At 53.0% G+C, this 19,568-nt stretch carries 19 protein-coding genes; 11 read left to right on the top strand and 8 right to left on the bottom strand.

The features are described 5' to 3' along the window. The 8 genes from OEL57_RS02615 to OEL57_RS02650 form a co-directional block, all read left to right on the top strand. A partial coding sequence (locus tag OEL57_RS02615) for a chemotaxis protein CheW (protein WP_300736641.1) occupies positions 1–433 on the top strand: 433 nt, incomplete at its 5' end. 17 nt (positions 434–450) lie between these two features. Beyond that, positions 451–957, top strand: a complete 507-nt coding sequence (locus OEL57_RS02620; RefSeq protein WP_300736642.1) for a chemotaxis protein CheW — start codon at positions 451–453, stop codon at positions 955–957. 44 nt (positions 958–1,001) lie between these two features. Continuing rightward, entirely contained in the window at positions 1,002–4,004 is a 3,003-nt protein-coding gene (locus OEL57_RS02625) for a methyl-accepting chemotaxis protein (RefSeq protein ID WP_300736643.1), read from the top strand. Between the two features lie 44 nt (positions 4,005–4,048). Next, positions 4,049–4,954: a CheR family methyltransferase gene (locus tag OEL57_RS02630; RefSeq protein WP_300736644.1), complete on the top strand. Its 906-nt coding sequence runs from the start codon at positions 4,049–4,051 to the stop codon at positions 4,952–4,954. After that, positions 4,951–5,799: a sensor histidine kinase gene (locus OEL57_RS02635; protein WP_300736645.1), complete on the top strand. Its 849-nt coding sequence runs from the start codon at positions 4,951–4,953 to the stop codon at positions 5,797–5,799. Before OEL57_RS02630 ends, OEL57_RS02635 begins: the two co-directional genes overlap by 4 nt. Before the next feature lie 9 nt (positions 5,800–5,808). After that, on the top strand, positions 5,809–7,407 hold the full coding sequence (locus tag OEL57_RS02640) for an HD domain-containing phosphohydrolase (protein ID WP_300736647.1): 1,599 nt from the start codon (positions 5,809–5,811) through the stop codon (positions 7,405–7,407). After that, positions 7,397–8,485 (top strand): protein-glutamate methylesterase/protein-glutamine glutaminase, encoded by a 1,089-nt coding sequence (locus OEL57_RS02645; RefSeq protein WP_300736649.1) that lies wholly within the window; start codon positions 7,397–7,399, stop codon positions 8,483–8,485. The genes OEL57_RS02640 and OEL57_RS02645 overlap by 11 nt, the downstream gene beginning before the upstream one ends. 43 nt (positions 8,486–8,528) lie before the next feature. After that, complete coding sequence (locus OEL57_RS02650; protein WP_300736651.1) at positions 8,529–8,894, top strand: response regulator; 366 nt, start codon at positions 8,529–8,531, stop codon at positions 8,892–8,894. A gap of 76 nt (positions 8,895–8,970) precedes the next feature. On the opposite strand, the gene OEL57_RS02655 is transcribed toward OEL57_RS02650, so the two are convergent. Together OEL57_RS02655 and OEL57_RS02660 are read right to left on the bottom strand one after the other, a co-directional pair. Continuing rightward, a complete protein-coding gene (locus OEL57_RS02655) occupies positions 8,971–9,261 on the bottom strand; it encodes an HU family DNA-binding protein (RefSeq protein ID WP_300736653.1) in 291 nt (96 codons plus the stop codon). A gap of 98 nt (positions 9,262–9,359) precedes the next feature. Beyond that, positions 9,360–9,506, bottom strand: coding sequence for a hypothetical protein (locus OEL57_RS02660; RefSeq protein ID WP_300736655.1), 147 nt, complete (start codon positions 9,504–9,506; stop codon positions 9,360–9,362). A 41-nt stretch (positions 9,507–9,547) separates the two neighbouring features. Between OEL57_RS02660 and OEL57_RS02665 the strand changes: the two genes are divergently transcribed. From OEL57_RS02665 to OEL57_RS02675, 3 genes are all read left to right on the top strand, one after another. Beyond that, positions 9,548–10,627 (top strand): branched-chain amino acid aminotransferase, encoded by a 1,080-nt coding sequence (locus tag OEL57_RS02665; RefSeq protein ID WP_300736656.1) that lies wholly within the window; start codon positions 9,548–9,550, stop codon positions 10,625–10,627. A 91-nt stretch (positions 10,628–10,718) separates the two neighbouring features. Then, positions 10,719–11,117, top strand: coding sequence for a secondary thiamine-phosphate synthase enzyme YjbQ (locus OEL57_RS02670; RefSeq protein WP_300736657.1), 399 nt, complete (start codon positions 10,719–10,721; stop codon positions 11,115–11,117). Between the two features lie 9 nt (positions 11,118–11,126). Then, complete coding sequence (locus OEL57_RS02675) at positions 11,127–11,423, top strand: hypothetical protein (protein ID WP_300736659.1); 297 nt, start codon at positions 11,127–11,129, stop codon at positions 11,421–11,423. Between the two features lie 15 nt (positions 11,424–11,438). On the opposite strand, the gene OEL57_RS02680 is transcribed toward OEL57_RS02675, so the two are convergent. The 6 genes from OEL57_RS02680 to OEL57_RS02705 form a co-directional block, all read right to left on the bottom strand. Continuing rightward, entirely contained in the window at positions 11,439–12,764 is a 1,326-nt protein-coding gene (locus OEL57_RS02680) for a porin (protein WP_300736661.1), read from the bottom strand. Then, positions 12,764–15,124: a diguanylate cyclase domain-containing protein gene (locus OEL57_RS02685; RefSeq protein ID WP_300736663.1), complete on the bottom strand. Its 2,361-nt coding sequence runs from the start codon at positions 15,122–15,124 to the stop codon at positions 12,764–12,766. Before OEL57_RS02685 ends, OEL57_RS02680 begins: the two co-directional genes overlap by 1 nt. A gap of 79 nt (positions 15,125–15,203) precedes the next feature. Beyond that, on the bottom strand, positions 15,204–16,607 hold the full coding sequence (locus OEL57_RS02690) for a sigma-54-dependent transcriptional regulator (RefSeq protein WP_300736664.1): 1,404 nt from the start codon (positions 16,605–16,607) through the stop codon (positions 15,204–15,206). Then, entirely contained in the window at positions 16,604–18,136 is a 1,533-nt protein-coding gene (locus OEL57_RS02695; RefSeq protein WP_300736666.1) for a Cache 3/Cache 2 fusion domain-containing protein, read from the bottom strand. Before OEL57_RS02695 ends, OEL57_RS02690 begins: the two co-directional genes overlap by 4 nt. Positions 18,137–18,178: 42 nt before the next feature. Continuing rightward, on the bottom strand, positions 18,179–18,868 hold the full coding sequence (locus OEL57_RS02700; RefSeq protein ID WP_300736668.1) for a PilZ domain-containing protein: 690 nt from the start codon (positions 18,866–18,868) through the stop codon (positions 18,179–18,181). Further along, positions 18,865–19,359 (bottom strand): hypothetical protein, encoded by a 495-nt coding sequence (locus OEL57_RS02705; RefSeq protein WP_300736669.1) that lies wholly within the window; start codon positions 19,357–19,359, stop codon positions 18,865–18,867. Before OEL57_RS02705 ends, OEL57_RS02700 begins: the two co-directional genes overlap by 4 nt. Positions 19,360–19,568 lie beyond the last annotated feature (209 nt).

The raw sequence follows: 19,568 nt of genomic DNA on the forward strand, positions 1-19,568 counted from the left end.
GCTGACACTGGCCATTCTGGATGGTCTTTCGGTGCGGGTGGGGAGCGAGACCTTTATTGTGCCGCTCAATTCGATCATCGAGTCGCTCCAGCCGCAGTCTGCTGATATCAACGCGGTGAGCGGCAATACCACCGTCATGGTGCGGGGTGAATATCTGCCTTTGCTGCGCCTGAATGAGCTCTACAGCATCAAGGGGGCTGTGACGCAGCCGGAACAGGCGGTGGTGATGATTGTTGATGCAGAAGGTGAGCAGGTGGCGCTGCTGGTGGATGAACTGCTGAATCAGCATCAGGTGGTGATCAAAAGTCTGGAGACAAACTATCGCAAGGTGGATGGCACAGCCGGAGCCACCATCATGGGAGACGGCCATGTCGCCCTGATCCTTGATGTGGGAGACCTGGTTCACCTGTGGCGTAAAGCCCCGCAAATCTAAAGGAGGGTTCCAGAGTCATGGAAGAAATGACCAGCACAATGGCAGAGGACGGCGCCAGGGAGTATCTGACCTTTACCCTGGGCAAAGAGGAGTACGGCATGGATATCCTTAAGGTACAGGAAATACGTGGCTATGACGCGGTGACCAGCATTGCCAACGCTCCGCAGTTCCTGAAAGGGGTGATTAACCTGCGGGGGGTGATTGTGCCGATTATCGATATGCGGATCAAATTTAACCTGGGCACGGTGGCCTATGATGAGTTCACGGTGGTAATCATCATCAATGTTCTGGGACGGGTGATCGGCATGGTGGTGGACGGGGTCTCTGACGTGGTCAGCCTGCTGCCTGATCAGATCAAACCGCCGCCTGAGTTCGGCACCGGCATTGATACCCAGTACATCACCGGTATCGGTACCACAAACGGACAGATGCTGATCCTGGCCGATATAGAAAAGCTGATGGGTGGCGCAGATATGCAGTTGGTGGAGAATTCCGCAGAGTATCACCTGGATCTGGCCGCCTGAGCAGCCCCTGGCGTGCTGTGTGAGCGACTAAGGAGGGATTGGCCATGTTTAAGCAGATGAAGCTTGGAACCAAGATACTGACAGGTTTTGCAGTGGTAACGCTGATTGCCGCTGTTATGGGGGTCGTCGGCTACTACGGTTTAAATGAAGTGTCAAAGAACATGTACGAAGTCGCCGAGGTGCGGCTTCCAAGCGTCCAGACGCTGCTGATCATGAAGGAGGCCCAGTATAGCATTCTGGCTGGAGAACGGGGGCTGATCAATCGAAGAATGATGGATCCGGCTGTGCGTAAGGCGCAGTACGATCATATTGAGCTGTCCTGGAAAGAAGCAGCAGAGGCCTGGAAGATCTATGAGCCTCTGCCCCAGACCGTTGAAGAGGCAGCACTCTGGAAGGAGTTTGTTCCAAAGTGGGAGGCCTGGAAAAAAGCCAGCCAGCAGGTGGTGGAGTTGTCCCATGAAAAAGACAGCCTGCTGGCAGCCGGTGCCGATCTGAAAGATAAGCGTGTCGATGCTGTTGATAGCAAAGCCTTTGAAGCATCCCAGGCATCTCGCAAGAAGTTTTTGGAGGTGGAGACATTGTTGGGCAAGCTGGCCAGGTTGAATGAAAATCTGGGTCGTGAAGCCGGCAAGACAGGTGAAAAGGTGGCCACTCATGCCAAGACACAATTGGTTGTTGCCCTGGTGGTGGCAATCCTGTTGTCGTTGATGATCGGCTTCTACCTTAAGCGTAACATCGCTGTTATTCTTAAAGGATTGCTGGATGAATCAACCCGCCTCGCTGAAGCCGCAGTGGCTGGTAAGCTGGCCACCCGTGGCAATGTGGAAAAAGTTAACTTTGAGTTTCGCGGCATTGTAGAAGGGGTTAACCAGACCCTTGATGCGGTGATCGGTCCGCTGAATGTGGCAGCCGAGTATGTGGACCGGATCTCCAAAGGGGATATCCCCCCCAGAATTGCCGATAACTACAACGGCGATTTCAACGAGATCAAGAACAACCTGAACGCTTGCATTGACGCAGTCAATGCCCTGGTGGCCGATGCCAATATGCTGTCCGATGCAGCCGTGGCCGGAAAACTGGCTACCCGTGCCAACGCTGCCCGGCACCATGGTGATTTTCAGAAGATTGTAGAAGGAGTCAATCAGACCCTTGATGCAGTGATCGGCCCTCTGAATGTGGCAGCCGAGTATGTGGACCGGATCTCCAAGGGTGATATCCCGCCCCGTATTACCGATAGCTATAGCGGTGATTTTAACGAGATCAAGAATAACCTGAACAGTTGCATTGATGCTCTGAACGGTCTGGTTGTTGCCCGTGAGGAGATGAGTCGGCAGCACGACCTGGGGATGATTGATGAGGTGATGCCGGTGGATCAATTCCAGGGGGCCTACGCACGAATGGCTGAGGGGATTAATATTCTGGTCAAGTCGCATATAGCTGTAAAGATGCGGGTGGTAGAGGTAGTCGGCAAATATGCCGACGGCGATCTCACGGTTGATATGGATCGCTTGCCGGGCAAAAAGGCGTTGATTACTGAGGCCATCGACAATGTTAAGAGAAATATGCTGTCACTTAATCAGGAAATTATGATGCTGGTGGATGCCGCCAAAGGTGGCCGTCTGGCAACCCGTGGAAATGCGTCAAAGTTCAATAACAGTTTCAGGGAGATGGTTGAAGGAATCAATGCAACTCTTGATGCAGTGATCGGCCCTTTGAATGTGGCAGCCGAGTATGTGGACCGGATCTCCAAGGGTGATGTTCCACCCAGAATCACCGACAACTACAATGGTGATTTCAACGAGATCAAGAATAATCTCAATAGCCTGATCATGTCGCTGGATATGATAACCGATACTGCAGAAAAAGTTGCTTCAGGAGATCTGGAGGTTGAGATTACGCCCCGCTCGGCCCAGGATCAGCTGATGTTGGCCCTGAAGAATATGGTGAATCAGTTGAAAGAGTTGGCCCGCAGCGCTGAGCAGATAGCGGCAGGTGATTTGACCGTGACAGTAAAGCCGACCTCAGAGCGGGATGTTATGGGTACTGCCTTTGCAACCATGGTTGCCAATCTGCGTGAGATCGTGGGCAATGTCAGCTCCGGATCCGATGCCATTGCCACCGCCTCCCAGCAGATCGCCACCGGCAATGCCAATATGGCCCAACGGACTGAAGAACAGGCATCGTCACTGGAAGAGACCGCTTCCAGTATGGAAGAGATGACCTCTACGGTGAAGCAGAATGCAGAAAATGCCCAGCAGGCGAATCAGTTGGCCATTGATGCCAGCCAGGTAGCGGTTAAGGGTGGGGCGGTGATTAACAAGGTGGTCACCACCATGGATTCCATCACTGACAGTTCTAAAAAGATTGCCGATATCATCGGTGTGATTGACGGCATCGCCTTCCAAACCAATATTCTGGCCTTGAATGCAGCGGTTGAGGCTGCCCGGGCCGGTGAACAGGGCCGGGGCTTTGCGGTGGTAGCCGGTGAAGTTAGAAATCTGGCCCAGCGCAGCGCCGCTGCCGCCAAGGAGATCAAGGCACTGATCAGTGATTCAGTGGACAAGGTTAATGATGGCAGCAAGCTGGTGGGGGAGGCAGGCCAGACCATGCAGGAGATCGTGACCAGTATCAAGCGGGTAACCGATATCATGGCCGAGATCTCGGCTGCCTCGGTGGAGCAGAGTAGTGGGATTGAACAGGTCAACACCGCCATCAGCCAGATGGATGAGATCACCCAGCAGAACTCATCCGTGGTACAGCAGGCTGCCTCTGCTGCTGCGGCATTGCAGGAACAGGCCCAGATGCTGGTTGAGGCGGTTAATCGCTTCAGGCTGAATGAGTCTTACAGGGCAAGGGTGCAGGAGCAAAAACCAAATGTAACGGCGCTGCCGAAACAGTTTGCACAACTGGAGCAGACAAGACAGGCCAACGGCTATCACAAGCCTGAAAAGGCCAATGGCTATCATAAAGCTCCGGTAAGCGAGGGAACTTCAGCTTCTACGATGGGTAAGGCGGTTGGACATGATGCTGACTGGGACGAGTTTTAACCGTTTTTAACGGTGGAAGAGGTGTCAGGCAGGAGGGTAGACCAATGATCTCTGATAACAGAAATACAACCGATAGGGTGTCTGATACCCATGAATTTATGTTTACCCTAGCTGATTTCAGGCAGATTTGTAGGCTGATCTATGAACGGGCAGGCATCAGGCTCTCAGACACAAAGACCTCAATGGTCTACAGTCGGCTTTCACGACGTCTGCGCGTACTTGGACTGGCTACCTTTGCCGAATACCTGCAACTGCTGGAACAGGGTAATGAGGCGGAATGGACTGTTTTTGTCGGCTCATTGACCACCCACCTGACTTTTTTTTACCGTGAGCCGCATCATTTTCCGATCATGGTTGAGCATGTGGCTGCCCGGGCCCGTGGCGGCAGGGCGTTGCTCTGGAGCTGTGCCACCTCCACCGGCGAAGAACCCTATACCATGGCCATTGCCGTGGCTGAGCATTTTGAGTCTTTTCATCCACCGGTCCGTATTCTGGCAACCGATGTGGACACTGGTGTGCTGGAAATGGCCTCTGAAGGGGTCTATCCCTTTGACCGGGTGCGTGATCTGCCGGAAAAAACGGTTAAAAAGTACTTCCTGAAGGGGAATGGTGAGCATACCGGTTTTGTACGGGTCAGGCCTGAACTGCAGCAGATGATCAGGTTTCAACAGTTGAATCTGCTGAGCCCTGTCTGGCCGATGAAGGAGCAGTATGACGCTATCTTTTGCCGTAACGTTATGATCTATTTTGACCGGCCAACCCAACAGAAGGTGCTGAACAAATGCCTGCGTCATCTGAAACCGGATGGCCTCTTCTTTACCGGTCATTCTGAAAATCTAAACTATGCCGCTGATCTGGTTCAATCCTGCGGAAATACCGTATACCGTCCGCGGGGAACAGAGGCACAACCTGCCAGGGGGCTCAATTGTTTTAGGGAGTGTTCGGCATGAGAAGCTCAATTCGTCGGAAAGTGCCTGCGGAGATTGCAGATAACCGATTGCGTCATCTGAATCAGACCCTTGTAAGGCAGGTGGAACAGGAGACTGAAAAACGACTGCTGCAAGAGCGACTGCTGATTCAGCAGTCCCGTATGGCTGCAATGGGAGAAATGATCGGGGTTATTGCTCACCAGTGGCGTCAGCCGCTTAATGCACTGGCAGTCATGATTCAGAATGTTCAGGAAGCCTACGAATTTGGCGAGCTGGATCACGTGTTTCTTGAAGATATGGTTCATAGATCCATGCAGCAGATTCATACTATGTCTAAAACCATAGATGATTTCAGGAATTTTCAGCGGTCCGGCATGCCCCATGAGGCATTTGATGCTGCAAGGGCGATTAACGATGTTCTTATTCTGTTGTCAGGCCTGTTTGCTACCCATGCAATTGATGTTGTCTTTGCCTGTAAGCCGGATGCAGAGCATCCGATCGCGATCATGGGCTGCCGGAATGAGTTCAAACAGGCGATCTTTAATCTGTTGAAGAATGCCTATGACGCCATTCTGGAATGCCGTGATCAGGAGGGGTTGCACCGTCATGGCAGGATTATGATAGAGGTCAACCGTTCGACTGATGGTGTGGTTATTGCCGTGTCAGATAATGGCGGTGGTATTCCGGCAGAGATTTTGGACCGTATCTTTGACCCCTATTTCAGTACCAAGGATCAAGGGAAAGGAAGCGGTGTGGGGCTGTATATGTCCAAGCTGATTATCGAAAACAGTATGAAAGGATGTCTGTACGCCAATAACCTGCAGGACGGTGCAATGTTTACCGTGGAGCTTGCTGCAGCTGGATAGGAGTTGGCCATGCGAGAACGGGCAAGGGATCTATCTCTTCTCTATGTTGAAGATGATGACAACGTGCGTAGTGGTGTTGAGTGTTTTCTGAAAAAGCGTTTTGAACAGGTCTGGCTTGCCAAAAACGGCAGTGATGGCCTAGATCTCTATCAGCAGACCTCCCCGGATATTGTGATTACCGACATCAAGATGCCGGTAATGGATGGCATTGTCATGGCAAGAAATATCCTTGCTGAGGATCATGATGCCCGTATCATTATCACCACGGCCTATAATGATGCTGATTATCTGCTGGAGTCGCTTAATCTGGGAGTCAGCCATTATGTGCTAAAGCCGATTGAGCATGCCAAACTGCATCAGGCAATTATGACTTGTGCCGATACTATTCGCAGCAAGAAGCGGGTTACTGAGCATCACAGCCGTATTGCCGATGCTTACCGCACGATTAACTCCCTGATTGATTTTGGTGAAAAGTCAACCGCGCCGGGCGCTGCTGAATGCGGCGGTACCACCAGTCTGGATACTATGGTGAATACCTTGTTAAGTAGTGAATATCACGACGAACTGCCGGGTCCGTCAATAGTGATACTGACCGTCAATAAGCCTGATGCAAATCAAGCCGAGTGGTACTGGTATGAATCATCTCCCTGCGGTTCTTTTGGCAAGTATCACTATCTTGATTCCCCTGAACTGGCACTTCAGGATAGTCGTAGTGAGCATTCCCTCTATTTTGTGAATTGCGGTGATGAACTGCCTGAAGACACGCAGCTAAAGGCGTTTACGGAACATTTTGTCAGGCGTGGTGAACGGTATAAAAACCTTGTCTGGTATCGTAATGGCTCCTTTGTGGTCTGCGCGCTTAATTATCCCCGTCGTGTTACCGCCCATGATGCCACGGTGGTGAAAGGTCTGGCAGTTCAGACACTCTTTATTGAAAATCTTGCCAACCAGTGGTTTCAGGCGGAAAACGCCTTTGCCTACACCATAAATGCCTTGGCCCGTGCTGCTGAAGCAAATGATGAAGATACCGGTAATCATATTGTCAGAGTCGGAGAGTATTGTGCCGTGCTTGCACGAAGTATGGGGCTCAACGCTGAAAAAGCACGCTCACTGGCATTAAAAAGCCAACTCCATGACGTGGGCAAGATTTATGTGCCTTCAGCCCTGTTGAGAAAACCAACACGATTCACGCCGGAAGAGATGGAAATAATCCGAAAGCATACCATCTATGGTGCAAGCATCATCGGTCCCCATCCACGTCTGGAAATGGCCTACAAGATGGCCTTGTATCATCATGAACATTGGGATGGCAGCGGCTACCCCTATGGGCTCTCTGGAGAGGCTATTCCGATAGAGGCACGCATTGTTGCGCTGGCCGATACCTATGACGCCTTGAGAAACAAGCGCAGCTACAAACCGGCCTTTGATCATAGTACCACCTGTCGGATTATTGAGTCAGGAGATGGTCGTACCATGCCGCAGCATTTTGATCCTGCGGTACTGATGGCTTTTAGCGAACTAAAACCGGTCTTTTCAGAAATTTATAAACAGTTTCTGAATGTCTGCCCGCTTCAAATGTCGTATCAGGAGGGCTGTTATGCCCTGTAAGGTGCTGATTATTGATGACTCAGCCCTGATCAGGAACCTGCTGAGCACCTTGATTGATGCCCAGCCGGACATGACGGTGGTGGGGACCGCGGCTGATCCCTATATCGCTCGCGAGCGGATCAAGGCGCTTAATCCTGATGTGTTGACTCTGGATGTGGAGATGCCGCGCATGGACGGGCTGTCTTTTCTGGAAAAACTGATGCGTCTGCGCCCGATGCCGGTGGTTATGGTCTCCTCACTGACCGAGCGTAGCTCAGAGACAACGCTGCGGGCGCTGGAACTTGGCGCGGTTGACTACGTTAGCAAACCCAAAATAGACATCATTAACGGTATCAATGAAAGTGGTCAGGAGATTGTTGAAAAAATAAGGGCAGCGTCTGGAGCACGACTAAAGAGTCTGGTCCGTAAGCCTGTTCTGCTGCAGGTGGAAAAGAAACTTACCGCTGACGTGGTACTGCCTTCTATCAGTAATCGGCTGCAGAGCACCGAGAAGGTGGTTATTGTTGGTGCCTCCACCGGAGGAACGGAGGCGATCAGGGAGGTACTGGTCTCGATGCCGGCCGATGCCCCCGGTATCCTGATTACCCAGCATATGCCCGCTGCCTTTACCAGTGCTTTTGCCCGCAGGCTTGACGGTCTCTGTCGCATTGCCGTCAAGGAGGCCCAGGATGGTGAGCGGGTTCTGCCCGGTCATGCCTACATTGCACCGGGTGACCGTCACCTTTTGCTGGATCGTTCTGGTGCCAACTATATCACCAAGTTGGCTGACGGTCCTCCGGTCTGTCGCCATCGCCCTTCAGTTGATGTTCTTTTTCGTTCAGCTGCCAACTGTGCCGGGAAAAATGCCATCGGTGTGATCCTGACCGGTATGGGGGATGACGGTGCAACAGGTATGCTGGAGATGAAGCAGGCTGGTGCCTGCACTCTGGCACAGGATGAGGAGAGTTGTGTCGTGTTCGGTATGCCCAAGGAGGCGATTATTCGGGGTGGGGTGGATGAGGTTGTCACCTTGTCCGCAATACCAGAAAGAATCGTTGCACTGGTGTCTGGTCAGGGAATGCGTGCAATCAGGGTTTGATGAACAGTAGTAGGTATTCTGTTTGACGGGAAGGAGAATGATTATGGCAAAAGTGATTATGACGGTTGATGACTCGGCAAGTATCAGACAGATGGTTGTCTTTACGTTGAAGCAGGGGGGGTATGAGGTGATTGAAGCCGGTGATGGCAGGGAGGCGCTATCCAAGCTGAACGGTGCAAAGCCGGATATGATCATTACTGACCTGAACATGCCCAATCTTGACGGAATCGGCTTGATCCGGGCGGTGCGAAGTGATGCAACGCGCCGTTTTTTGCCGATTGTCATGCTCACCACCGAGTCACAGGATGCGCGCAAGCAGGAGGGTAAGGCTGCCGGTGCCACCGGCTGGATTGTCAAACCGTTTATGCCGGAACAACTGCTTTCGGTGGTCAGGCGGGTGTCAGGGTAACCAGGTTTCGCGTACAAAACTGCAGGAAAAGAAAAAGCCCCGAAAAACGGGGCTTTTTTACGACATCTAAACAGGCTTATTTCTTCTTGGCTGCCTTGATCTTCAGATCTTTCAGGCCTTTGCCGGGAGAGAACTTTGCCGAGGTCTTGGCAGCGATCTTGATTTCCTTGCCGGTCTGGGGGTTGCGACCGGTACGGGCTTTACGGGAGATGGTGCTGAAGGTGCCGAAGCCTACCAGTGTTACCTTGTCGCCAGCTTTCAACGCTGTTTCGGTCGCGGCCATAAAAGCTGCCAGTGCCTTCTCTGCCTGTGCCTTGGTGATGCCTGCATCGGTTGCCATCTTTGCTACGAGATCTGCCTTCTTCATCTGGGTACCCCCTTGGATTGGTTACAGTACAGGACGTCTCCTGCACCGGTTACTGCTTGAAGTAAGATGATAACACCAGTTTTCCGGTCTGCAAGCGGTCAGCTCATTTTTTTTGTAAATAACCTTAAAAAAATCGGATTGGTCTGCTGGCTGCCAGTCTTGTTTGTTGCTGCAGCCCTGCCAGACCAAGAAATAGTTGACACTGTTTCTGGCTGGCAGTAAGTATGAAAGGCAACGGCGGCCATGGGCCGCCTCTTTTTTCAGATATTTTTGCAGGAGGTGTCAGATGCAGATTGAAGTACTCCCCTTAGCCCCTGAGAAGATGAAACAGAAGGTGGCTGATGAGACACAACTTGGTTTTGGCAAGCTGTTTACTGACCGGATGTTGCTGGTCGAATGGACTACCGATAAAGGCTGGCACAATGCCCGGATCAAGCCGTACGAGCCGTTTGTCCTCGACCCGGCCACAACGGTCCTGCACTACGCTCAGGAGATCTTTGAGGGGCTTAAGGCCTACAAATGGGAGGACGGCCGGATCGCGCTGTTTCGTCCAGAGATGAACGCCCGTCGATTTAATCAATCCGCCAACCGGATGTGCATGCCTGAAGTGCCTGAAGAACTGTTTCTGGATGGTATAGACAAGCTGGTTGAGCTGGAAAAGGACTGGATCCCTGCAACACCCGGCACTGCTCTCTATATCCGTCCAGCCATGATTGCGGTTGACCCCTATCTCGGGGTTAAGCCGGGCGACCACTATTACTTCTTTGTGATCCTTTCTCCGGTTGGAGCCTACTATGCCGCCGGATTTAATCCGGTCAGCATTCTGGTGGAGGATACCTACGTCCGTTCTGTTGCTGGCGGTACCGGTGATGCCAAGACCGGCGGCAATTATGCCTCTTCACTCAAGGCAGGTCTGGAGGCCAAGAAAAAAGGCTATGACCAGGTGCTCTGGCTGGATGGCAAGGAACGGCGTTACATTGAAGAGGTAGGGGCCATGAACATGTTCTTTGCCTACGGTAACCACATTGTAACTGCTCCCCTGACCGGTTCGATCCTGTCTGGTATTACCAGCGAATCAGTGCTGCGGTTGGCAATTGAACTCGGCTGCACGGTTGAGGAGCGGCTGATTGATGTGGATGAGCTGTTTGCAGACCTGCGTAGCGGCAAGGTGACCGAGGCCTTTGGCAGTGGCACCGCTGCGGTGGTGACTCCGGTGGGTACGCTTGGCTACAAGGATGAGGCACTGCAGGTTGGTGATGGTGGTGTTGGTACAATCACGCAGAAGTTGTACGACGCCCTGACCGGTATCCAGACTGGCAAGCAGGATGATCGTTATGGCTGGATCAGGTTTGTTGACGTAGTCTAGTCTGGCTCGGACAGCTTGATTTGACGGTAAAGAAAAAGGGGCATGAACCGGTTGATGGTTTTTGTCCCTTTTCTCTTTACCAGGAGATGTTATGGAGACTGCTGAATTTCAGATTAGGACAGCACAGAAGAATGTAATGGTGCCGATCAACGGGCAGGTGATTGCGTTATTACAGCAGCGTGGCTGGCAGGACGGCATCCTGACGGTCTGTGTGCCCCATACCACTGCCGGGGTCACCATCAATGAGAATGCAGACCCGGATGTGGCCCGCGACATGACCTGGTTCATGGAACAGCTGGTGCCGAATGTTGCCGGTTTCCGCCATGCAGAGGGTAACTCAGATGCCCATATCAAGGCCAGCCTGTTCGGTTCTTCTGTGCAGGTGATTGTGCGTGGTGGTATACTTTGGTTGGGAACCTGGCAGGGGATTTACTTCTGTGAATTTGATGGACCGCGCAGCCGGACTGTGCAGCTGGCGTTTCAGGGATAGGAGGAACCGATGCGAACAATGATACTGGCACTGTTACTGGTGATTCCAGCAGGTTTGGTCTGGGCTGATGGTGATTACCGTGGAGATGAACGCTGCCCGAGGCCTGCGGACTGGAGCAACTATTCCGAACCGTACAACCCGTTGGAACATCCCCGTGACTACCCCACCTTTTTTAAGGCTGACCGGCCCGGCTGGTCATGTTCATACCAACGTGAGGATGGCGTGGTCGTGCAGTACGGGGATAGCCGTACACCTCAGCAGCAATGGCTGGATATGTACGGCGGCGGGAACGGGGATCAGAACTAGTAGTCTAGCGGTTTATCAGAATTTGACCCTGAGACCTAGCGTCCCAACATTGATGTCGTAGACCGGCGTGCTGTCTCCCATTTTGAGCGAGTAGACGCGGTACTGCAGATACAGTTCTGTCGCTATTTTTTTGAACTCCTGCACCACTGCAGCCCCGACCGAACTGCCCCGGTCGCCAGGCGCCACACTGTTGTCCGAGCGTGACAGATCCAGACCAAAGGCGGTGCTGCCCTGGCTGGTCAGATCAGCCAGCCAGCCCAGCTTGGCGTAGTAGCTAAAGGCGTTCCGGTCAGTCTTTTTCTCAAGCATACCGCTTGAGAGCGTCAGGTTCAGGCCGCTAGCAGTATGAAGTAGTGAAAAAGAACCGTCATACTGCAGGCGGCTGTCCTCAAGCCTCGGATTTGCCAGACCAAAACTGGCCGCCCCCTGAAAGCCGTACACTTCGCCCCCCCAACGTAGTCCCAAATCAGAACGCTGCCCCGAAACCAGCGAGCCGGCCAGGCTGAAGCCGTTCCAGGTCGGGCTGTCATAACGCAGCCGTGATTTGACGTTCAGACCGTCATAATCTGTAAAGACATCGGCCAGGGCAGTGCTGGTCAGTTGTCCGTCTTTTTTGCGGAACTTTAGGCCACCGGCGATGTCAGCCACCGAGGAGTAGAGCACAATATCGGTTTGCGAGAGATCGGAGCCGGCGGTGAAGTAGGAGGCGGTGTAACCCTTGCCAAGCGAGAGCTTGCCGAAACGTTTGCTGGCCAGTGAAATGTCTGCCCAGCGTGAGTTCAGGTAGGTGCCGGGCGCCTGATTATCTTGCGAAACCTTTGATGATTCATCTGCTGTAAAGGCCATTTCCAAGCGGGTACCCAAGGTCAGGTCTGAGCTGATCGGTGCGCTGCCCACCAGCCGGAAGCGAGAGTTGGAAACATTGTTGTCCACATGGTAGATCGCCGTTCCGGCGCCGTCTGATACAACGTTGACAGCCCGGTTGATCTGGCCGGAGAGGGTCAGTTTGATTTTGTCGTTGCCGGAGGCGATAATAGCAGGAACTGCTGGCTGCAGGGTTGGTGCCGGTTTTTCCTGGATAGACGGTGCCGGTGGTTGGGTAGTCGCTTTTTGCAGCAGCACACTGACCTGTTGCTGCAATTGCTGTAATTGCCCGTCCTGACGTTGAAGCTGCGCGGCCTGATTCTCAAGTTGTGCTGCCTGGTGCTGCAGCAGTTGTTGTTGCTGCCTGATGGTCTCCTGCAGCTGTCTGAGCAGTTGGGTATCGATCTCAACGGCGTGAGCTGTACCAGAACAGGTGATGATTGTAACTGCCAAGGCACTGAACAATAAGGTCCGCATTAGTTGGCGTCCTGGGTCGTGTTACTGTTGGTGGTTCCTGCTGTCAGCAGGGCAAAGTACTTCCGGTCCGCCTCCATCAGGTGTTCATGAACGACCTTGATTGCCAGGAAATCAACCAGTTCACCGGTTGAAATAGTACGCTTTTCAGCTACTTGACGTAAGGTGACGATCTGTTCCTTCAGAAGGGCATGTTGACGTGCATGTTCATCAACCTCGTGATAGCCGATCCTGCGCAGCAGCGCTTCTTCGTTTTCAAAGTGGCTGGTGATATGCTGCAACAGACTGTCAAGAGTGGCGTTGAAGCGTGCTGGATCGTTCTTTGGTGAGGCTATCTGCTCAAGCAGCAGGTTGGCCATTCTGAGCAGTTCCTGATGTTCTGCGTCGATGCTCGGCTCACCGCTCAGATATTCCGGCTTCCAGACTAACCTGATGATTGAATGGCTTGTCGTCGGTATGGCCTGCGGCCTAGACGGTTGACACAGCTCAACCGCGTTGCCTCCCCCTTTTTTTGCGCGATACATCGCCTCGTCTGCAGCATGAAGCAGGTCCCGTTGATTGTTGCCATCTTCAGGGTAGAGGGCCACGCCGATACTGCAGGAGATGTTCAGCGTTACACCGGCTGGCGTAATAAAGGGGCGGTTGAGAGCCGTACGTATCTTTTCAGCCACATTGCGGGCGTCCTGCAGTGTGGCGATACTTTGCAGTAACACGGCAAACTCGTCGCCGCCAATCCGGGCAACGGTGTCGGACTCCCGCACCGATTCAGTCATTCGCTGTGCAGCCACCTGCAGCAGCCAGTCTCCAACATCATGGCCAAGTTCATCGTTGATCGGCTTAAACTGGTCAAGGTCGATAAAAAAGAGCGCCAACTTGGAGCTGTGTCGTTGTGCAGACAACAAGGCCCGCTCGATCCGGTCGCTGAAGAGCGCCCGGTTGGGAAGGTTGGTCAGGTTGTCGTAGCTGGCCAGATGCTGTATCTGCGCTTCAATCTGCTTCAGTTCGCTGATGTCGACAATAATCCCTTCCAGGGCCTGGACCTGGCCAGCCTCATCAAAGATCGGTATCCCCTGTTCAAGGACCCATTTTTCTTGGTTGTCAGCGGTTGTGATTCGGTATTCCAACCGTACCGCGTGTCGCCCTTGTACCGCCTTCTGCCAGTCTTCCCAGAGCTGTTCCCGGTAGTGCGGGACAATCAGGTCGTTAAACGCCAGACGTTTGTTCATAACCAGATCATCGCTGCGGTAACCGGTAAGGCCGAGGCATCCTTCGGAGAGAAACTCCATGGTCCAGTCACGGTCAAGTCGGCAGCGATAGGCCATGCCGGGCAGATTTGCCAACAACACCGATTTGCTACGCTCGCTTTCCTGCAACGCGGCATTGATCCGTTTCAGGCGCAGGTTCCAATAGAATGAGAGACCGATCAGGATGGCCAGAGCAGCGGCAATCCGCAGGATAAAGCCATAATCCATCGGCTTGATTACTGTGATGTTAATATGGCGGTTAGTGATCTCTTCCCGTTCATGGGGGGTAATGGTGGCGATCCCCTTGTTCAGGATCTCCCGCAGCATCGGCTCTGACTTGAGTACACCGATCCGCAGGCGGTTGATATATTCGTCTGGAGCTTGTCCGGCGATTTTGAGAGTAAACCAGCCACCTTTGCGGATGGTGTAGGCCGAGAGGGTCAGAGAACGCAGGGTCAGATCAGCGCGACGTTCGCTGACCGCTTTAAATACCTCTGCTTCCGAGTTGCCGGTGTTCAGGATCTTCAGGTTGGGATAGTCGCGGCGGACCTTCTCTTCAATGGAGGTGCCGCTGGGTACCGCAATGATTTTGTCCTTCAGCAGGGCTGCGTTGGTTATAAATGGATACTCTTCACGGGTGATAAATACGTTGGGATCACTGAAGAGCGGCTCCGTAAAGGTTAGCCATTGCTCACGCTTCGGAGTTTGATTCAGGAAGGGGAGGAGCAGAACTTTGCCAGCCTGGGAGAGGGCAACCGCCTCGTCCCAGTCTTTAACCTTAATGTAACGGAAGCTGATGCCAACCCGCTGTGCAACCAGCTCTAAAAGGTCTGCCGCAATGCCGGTAAAATTGCCTTTGGCATCCATCTGCTCATAGGGAATCCAGTCTGGATCAGGACAGACCGTGATTGGACCAAGCTGCTGAAGGTACTGTTTTTCAGCGGGGCTCAGCTGGAGATGCTGTGCGGGCGGGGTTTGCATATCCTTGCGTTGCTTCACCGGGCTTCCGGCTGCCACGGAAACGGCAGTGACCAGCAACAGGCAGGCTGCAGCAAACGGTCTGAACCGCCGGAAGGCATGCTTTCCAAAGTGGAGAGTTGTAGCGGGAGTTGTCGGCACCAGATCACGTCCTTTTGAAACAGGATTGATCTACTCATTATTCTGTTTTTGCGGTAACTGCAAGCAGAAGCGGTTAGGTTCAGTCAGCGTACTCTTCCTTCTTAAGGCCGTATTTCTTGATCTTGCGGTACAGCGTTGCAATATTCATGTCTGCCTCTTTGGCAGCTGCGTCGACAGCCCCACCATGTTTTTTCAGCAGATCCCGTAGCAGATCCCGCTCAAATCGATCCAGTGCCTCGGTAAATGGCAGGTCATCGGACAGGACCGGGCCGGCTTGCACCGTTACCGGAATGATCCTGCCTTCCGGCAGGTCAATGACCTGGCCCAGGGTGTCCAGGCTGATGTAATCACTTTCCTCCATGGCCATGCAGGCTTCAATCACATTGCGTAACTGTCGAATATTTCCTGGCCATTCAAAGGTACAGAGAATTTGCATCGCATCCCGCTCAAATGCTTTGACAGCCATGCCAAACTTCTGGTTTTGCAAATGGATGAAGTGGGCGGCCAGTAACGGAATATCATCGATCCTGTCCCGCAGGGGAGGCAGATGCAGGTTGACCACGTTCAGGCGGTAGTAAAGGTCCTCCCTGAATGATCCGGTACGGACCCCTTCCTTCAGGTCGGCATTGGTGGCTGAGATTATCCGCACATCCACCCTGGTGGAATTGGTGTCACCCACCCGGCGGAACTCTTTTTCCTGCAGAAAACGCAACAGGGTCTTCTGGACGTTCATCGGTAGATTGCCCACTTCATCCAGAAACAGGGTGCCGCCGTCGGCCGCCTCCAACAGGCCCTGCCGGTTTTCCATGGCACCGGTAAAGGCACCCTTGCGGTAGCCGAACAGTTCGCTTTCAAGGATACTTTCCGGAAGACCACCGCAGTTAACCGCCATGAACTTAGCGTCTTTACGGCTGGAGTGGATATGTACCGCCTGGGCGATCAACTCCTTGCCGGTGCCTGATTCGCCGGTGATCAGGATCGAGGTATCCCGTCCGGCCACCTTGGCAACCTTATCCAATACGTTACGCAGCGCCCCTGATGAGCCGATGATATTATCAAACTGCAGCTTTTCTTCAATTTCACGCCGCAGTTCACGGTTTTCTTCCGTCAGTTGGGCCTGCTGCAGGGCGTTTTTAACCCGGAAAACCAGTTCGTCCGGCTCAAACGGTTTGGTCAGCATGTCATAGGCCCCTTTGCGCAGGGCCTGAATCGACATCTCCACCGTGGCATAGGCGGTGATGATGATCACCGGGATATCGCGGCATTTTTCCTTAACCCGTTGCAGTACTTCAAGCCCGGTCATGCCGGGCATTTTGATGTCGGTAATCACCAGATCCCAGGCACCTGGCGCAAACTCTTCCATTGCCTTGACCGGGCTGGTGTAGGCTCGCACCAGGTAACCGCTGTCCAGCAGTACCTGTTCCATCATCCGGCAGAGCCCCTCTTCATTATCAATCAGCAGGATACGCTGTTCGTCAGTCATACCAGTTCCTCATGGTCTATTGGCAGGATTACGGTTACGGTGGTTCCCTTGTTGGCTTCACTTTGAATGCTGATGTCACCGTGGTGCATTTCTATGATCCGGCGGGTGATGGCCAGCCCCAGGCCGGTACCGCTAGCCTTGGTGGTGTAGAACGGCTCAAAGATCTTTTCCAGGCTTTCCTGGGGGATACCGCAGCCGCTGTCACGGAAGCTGATCTTGACGGTCCGCTCCGGTCCGGTCTCGGTCCTGATCTGCAGGGTGCCCCCTTCAGGCATGGCGCCACCGGCGTTCAGGATCAGGTTGATGGCAACCTGGCGTAGTTGGTCACCATCAAGCAATATGTTGGGCAGCCCTTCTTCAAAGCTGGATTGGATCGTAATGCCGCGCATGTCAGTATGGTTTGCGGCAAACTCGGTGATTTCAGCTAACAGTTCGTTCAGATTGGTCAACTCAAGGGTGGGGCGTGGGGTTCGGGCGTAGGAGAGCAGATCCTGCACAATCTTCTTGCAGCGCTTACTTTCACGTTTGATTTCATGAATGTATTTATAGTGCGGGTCCTCAGGGGTAAGTTTTCCTTCCAGGTAGGCGGCATATCCCAGAATGACTCCCAGCGGATTGTTGATCTCATGGGCCACACCTGACGAAAGTACCCCCAGCGAGGCCATCTTGCCCTGCTGCGCCAGGGCGCTTTCCATCTCCTGATTGCGCTGGATAATGTTGGTCATGTGGTTGAAGGCGGTGGCCATTTCTGCCAATTCGTCGCTGCCGACCACTTCCATCCGGGCCTGCATATCGCCTTTTTTTACCTTGCGGATAGTCTCAATCATATGGGTGATCGGGTTGGTTGCAATGGATGAGGCGTAGAAAACCAGCAGCGTTGCTAAAAAACCAACAATGCCGATCAGAATAAGGGTACTTACAAAAATATGATGCTTAATGGAGTTTGCTTCTTTGTAGAATTCATCTTCATAGGATCCGACCGCCACAATCCAGTCCCAGGTCGGAAAATACTCATAACGCACAATTTTCATCCGTGGTTTTTGATCGCCCACATTTTTCCAGGGGTAACGGATCCAGCCGCTTTTGTTTTCAATCATCTCGCGGATAAACGGATTGCCGTTGGAATCCTTGGCATCAATGATGGTACGTCCCTCGGCCTCCGGGTGGATCTTCAGGGTGCCACTGCGGTCAATACAATAGATGTAACCGGTTTTGCCAACACGTTTATTCTTGATTTTTTCCTTCAGGGCCGCAAAGGCCTGGGATGCCAGTTCGTTTTCCAGGCTGCCGGAGATCTCCTCCCGGTAATCCTGGTACTGTTTGTCGTAGGAACGCAACAGGTCAATGGTGAACTCTGCCATATGCTGCAGGTCGTCCTTGCTGGTCTGGGTAATGCCCAGATAGGCCTTCTGGTTGGCAATAAAGCCGGTTATCAGCGCCACCACGATAATCGGGATGATTACCAGCGGCAGCACCAGCAACAGTAGTTTGCTGCGCAGTTTCATATGGCTTACGATGTTCTTCAGCATGTGTCCCCGTTTGGACCGTAAGGTCTATGTAATAAAAGGCCGTCAGTGCGGCTGTAACGGCTCCAGAAGTCTCACTATCTGCGCATGTTGTGACTCAGAAAGATCGATGAAATGAACACCGATACCTGGCACATGCTGCGGGTCTGTGCCCCAACGCCGTAACCAGCAGATGGTGGCTGTGACCGGCGTTGTGTCTTCAAGACCGATAAACTGAATGCTAACCTGTTGCTCCAGCTGAAGCTCTGTGTTGCCCGTGAACAGGAAGCAACCTCTTGGGGAGAGGTTCAGGGTCACGGTCCGTTCCGGGCTGCCCTGTTCAGGGGGCGTTGTCAACATCGCCTGGAGATGCAATGGATAACGATCTTTAGGGCGGACTAAGCGTGGCGTAAATCCCCTGCAAAGCCCCGCAAATTCTTCGATGGATCTGGCAGTACCCTGGGTGTCGTTGGCCGTCAGAAGTTTTATGGCGTCAGTTGCCGGAGCAATATTCAGATAGGCACTGGGGAGCGCTTTAAGGATGTCTTCTGCAGCCGTCTTGTCTCCGGGCGTTGCCTTGATCAGTACCGGCATATCCAGCAGAATACCGCTTAATGGAGTGCCGGCCGCCAGTATTGAAACCTCTTTCAGTTCTGAAATGGCAAGGCAGGAGACGCCCAGGGTGTCAAGTGCTTCCCGGTACACCTGGGTGCGGCTGGCGCTGCGGGATACCAAGAGAACAAGTGGACTGCTCATGGTTGTGATCCCTTTTGTACTGCCAGAGTGGCAGATGCCGCCTGAATAATATCCTGATGGTGCAGCCATGCCAGGGCTGCTTCCCGGCGCCCCCAGGGGGTCTCACACTCAAAACAGCTGTCCGGTATCAGTTCCCGGCACATGCGGGGACGGGAATCAAAGGCCAGGCTGCAGCCGACTGGTGTCAGGTAGACACAGTCATCTGCTGCGGTTATGCCAGCACTGTTTTTACTCTGCTCACTCATCGTTGCCGGTCTGGGGTACTGGATAATCCGGTCTGGATCTGGTGCGGTAACGCCCGGGGTGTAGGGCACACCATAATGTGTTTCCAGAATCCATTCCCGCCGTATAAGCAGTTCGGCCAGGGCAGTTGCGGGATCCGGCTGTGCCTGGAACCGTTCAGGAGACTCAATGCCAGGTCTGGTGCGGCAGCACTGGCCACCACAGCGGGCACAGATGCTGCGGTGCTCATTGTTTTTGAGTGCGTTCATACGGGGGCTGTCCTGTGATTGTATACATGACGTTTGATAATTTTGTTTGTTGCATAAATGCGATATCAATGTAAAGCAAAAATAGATGTTTGCAAAATAGCAAATGTAATGTCTCTAGTAAGTTATCTGCTGGTTTTGTGTGAAACGCTGTTTGCATTGCTGCAAAGAGGTGTAGGGGTGGTGAGATGCTATGTCTGTAGCGCTTGTCT

This window comes from Trichlorobacter sp., from assembly GCF_030247655.1.
GTDB lineage: Bacteria > Desulfobacterota > Desulfuromonadia > Geobacterales > Pseudopelobacteraceae > Trichlorobacter.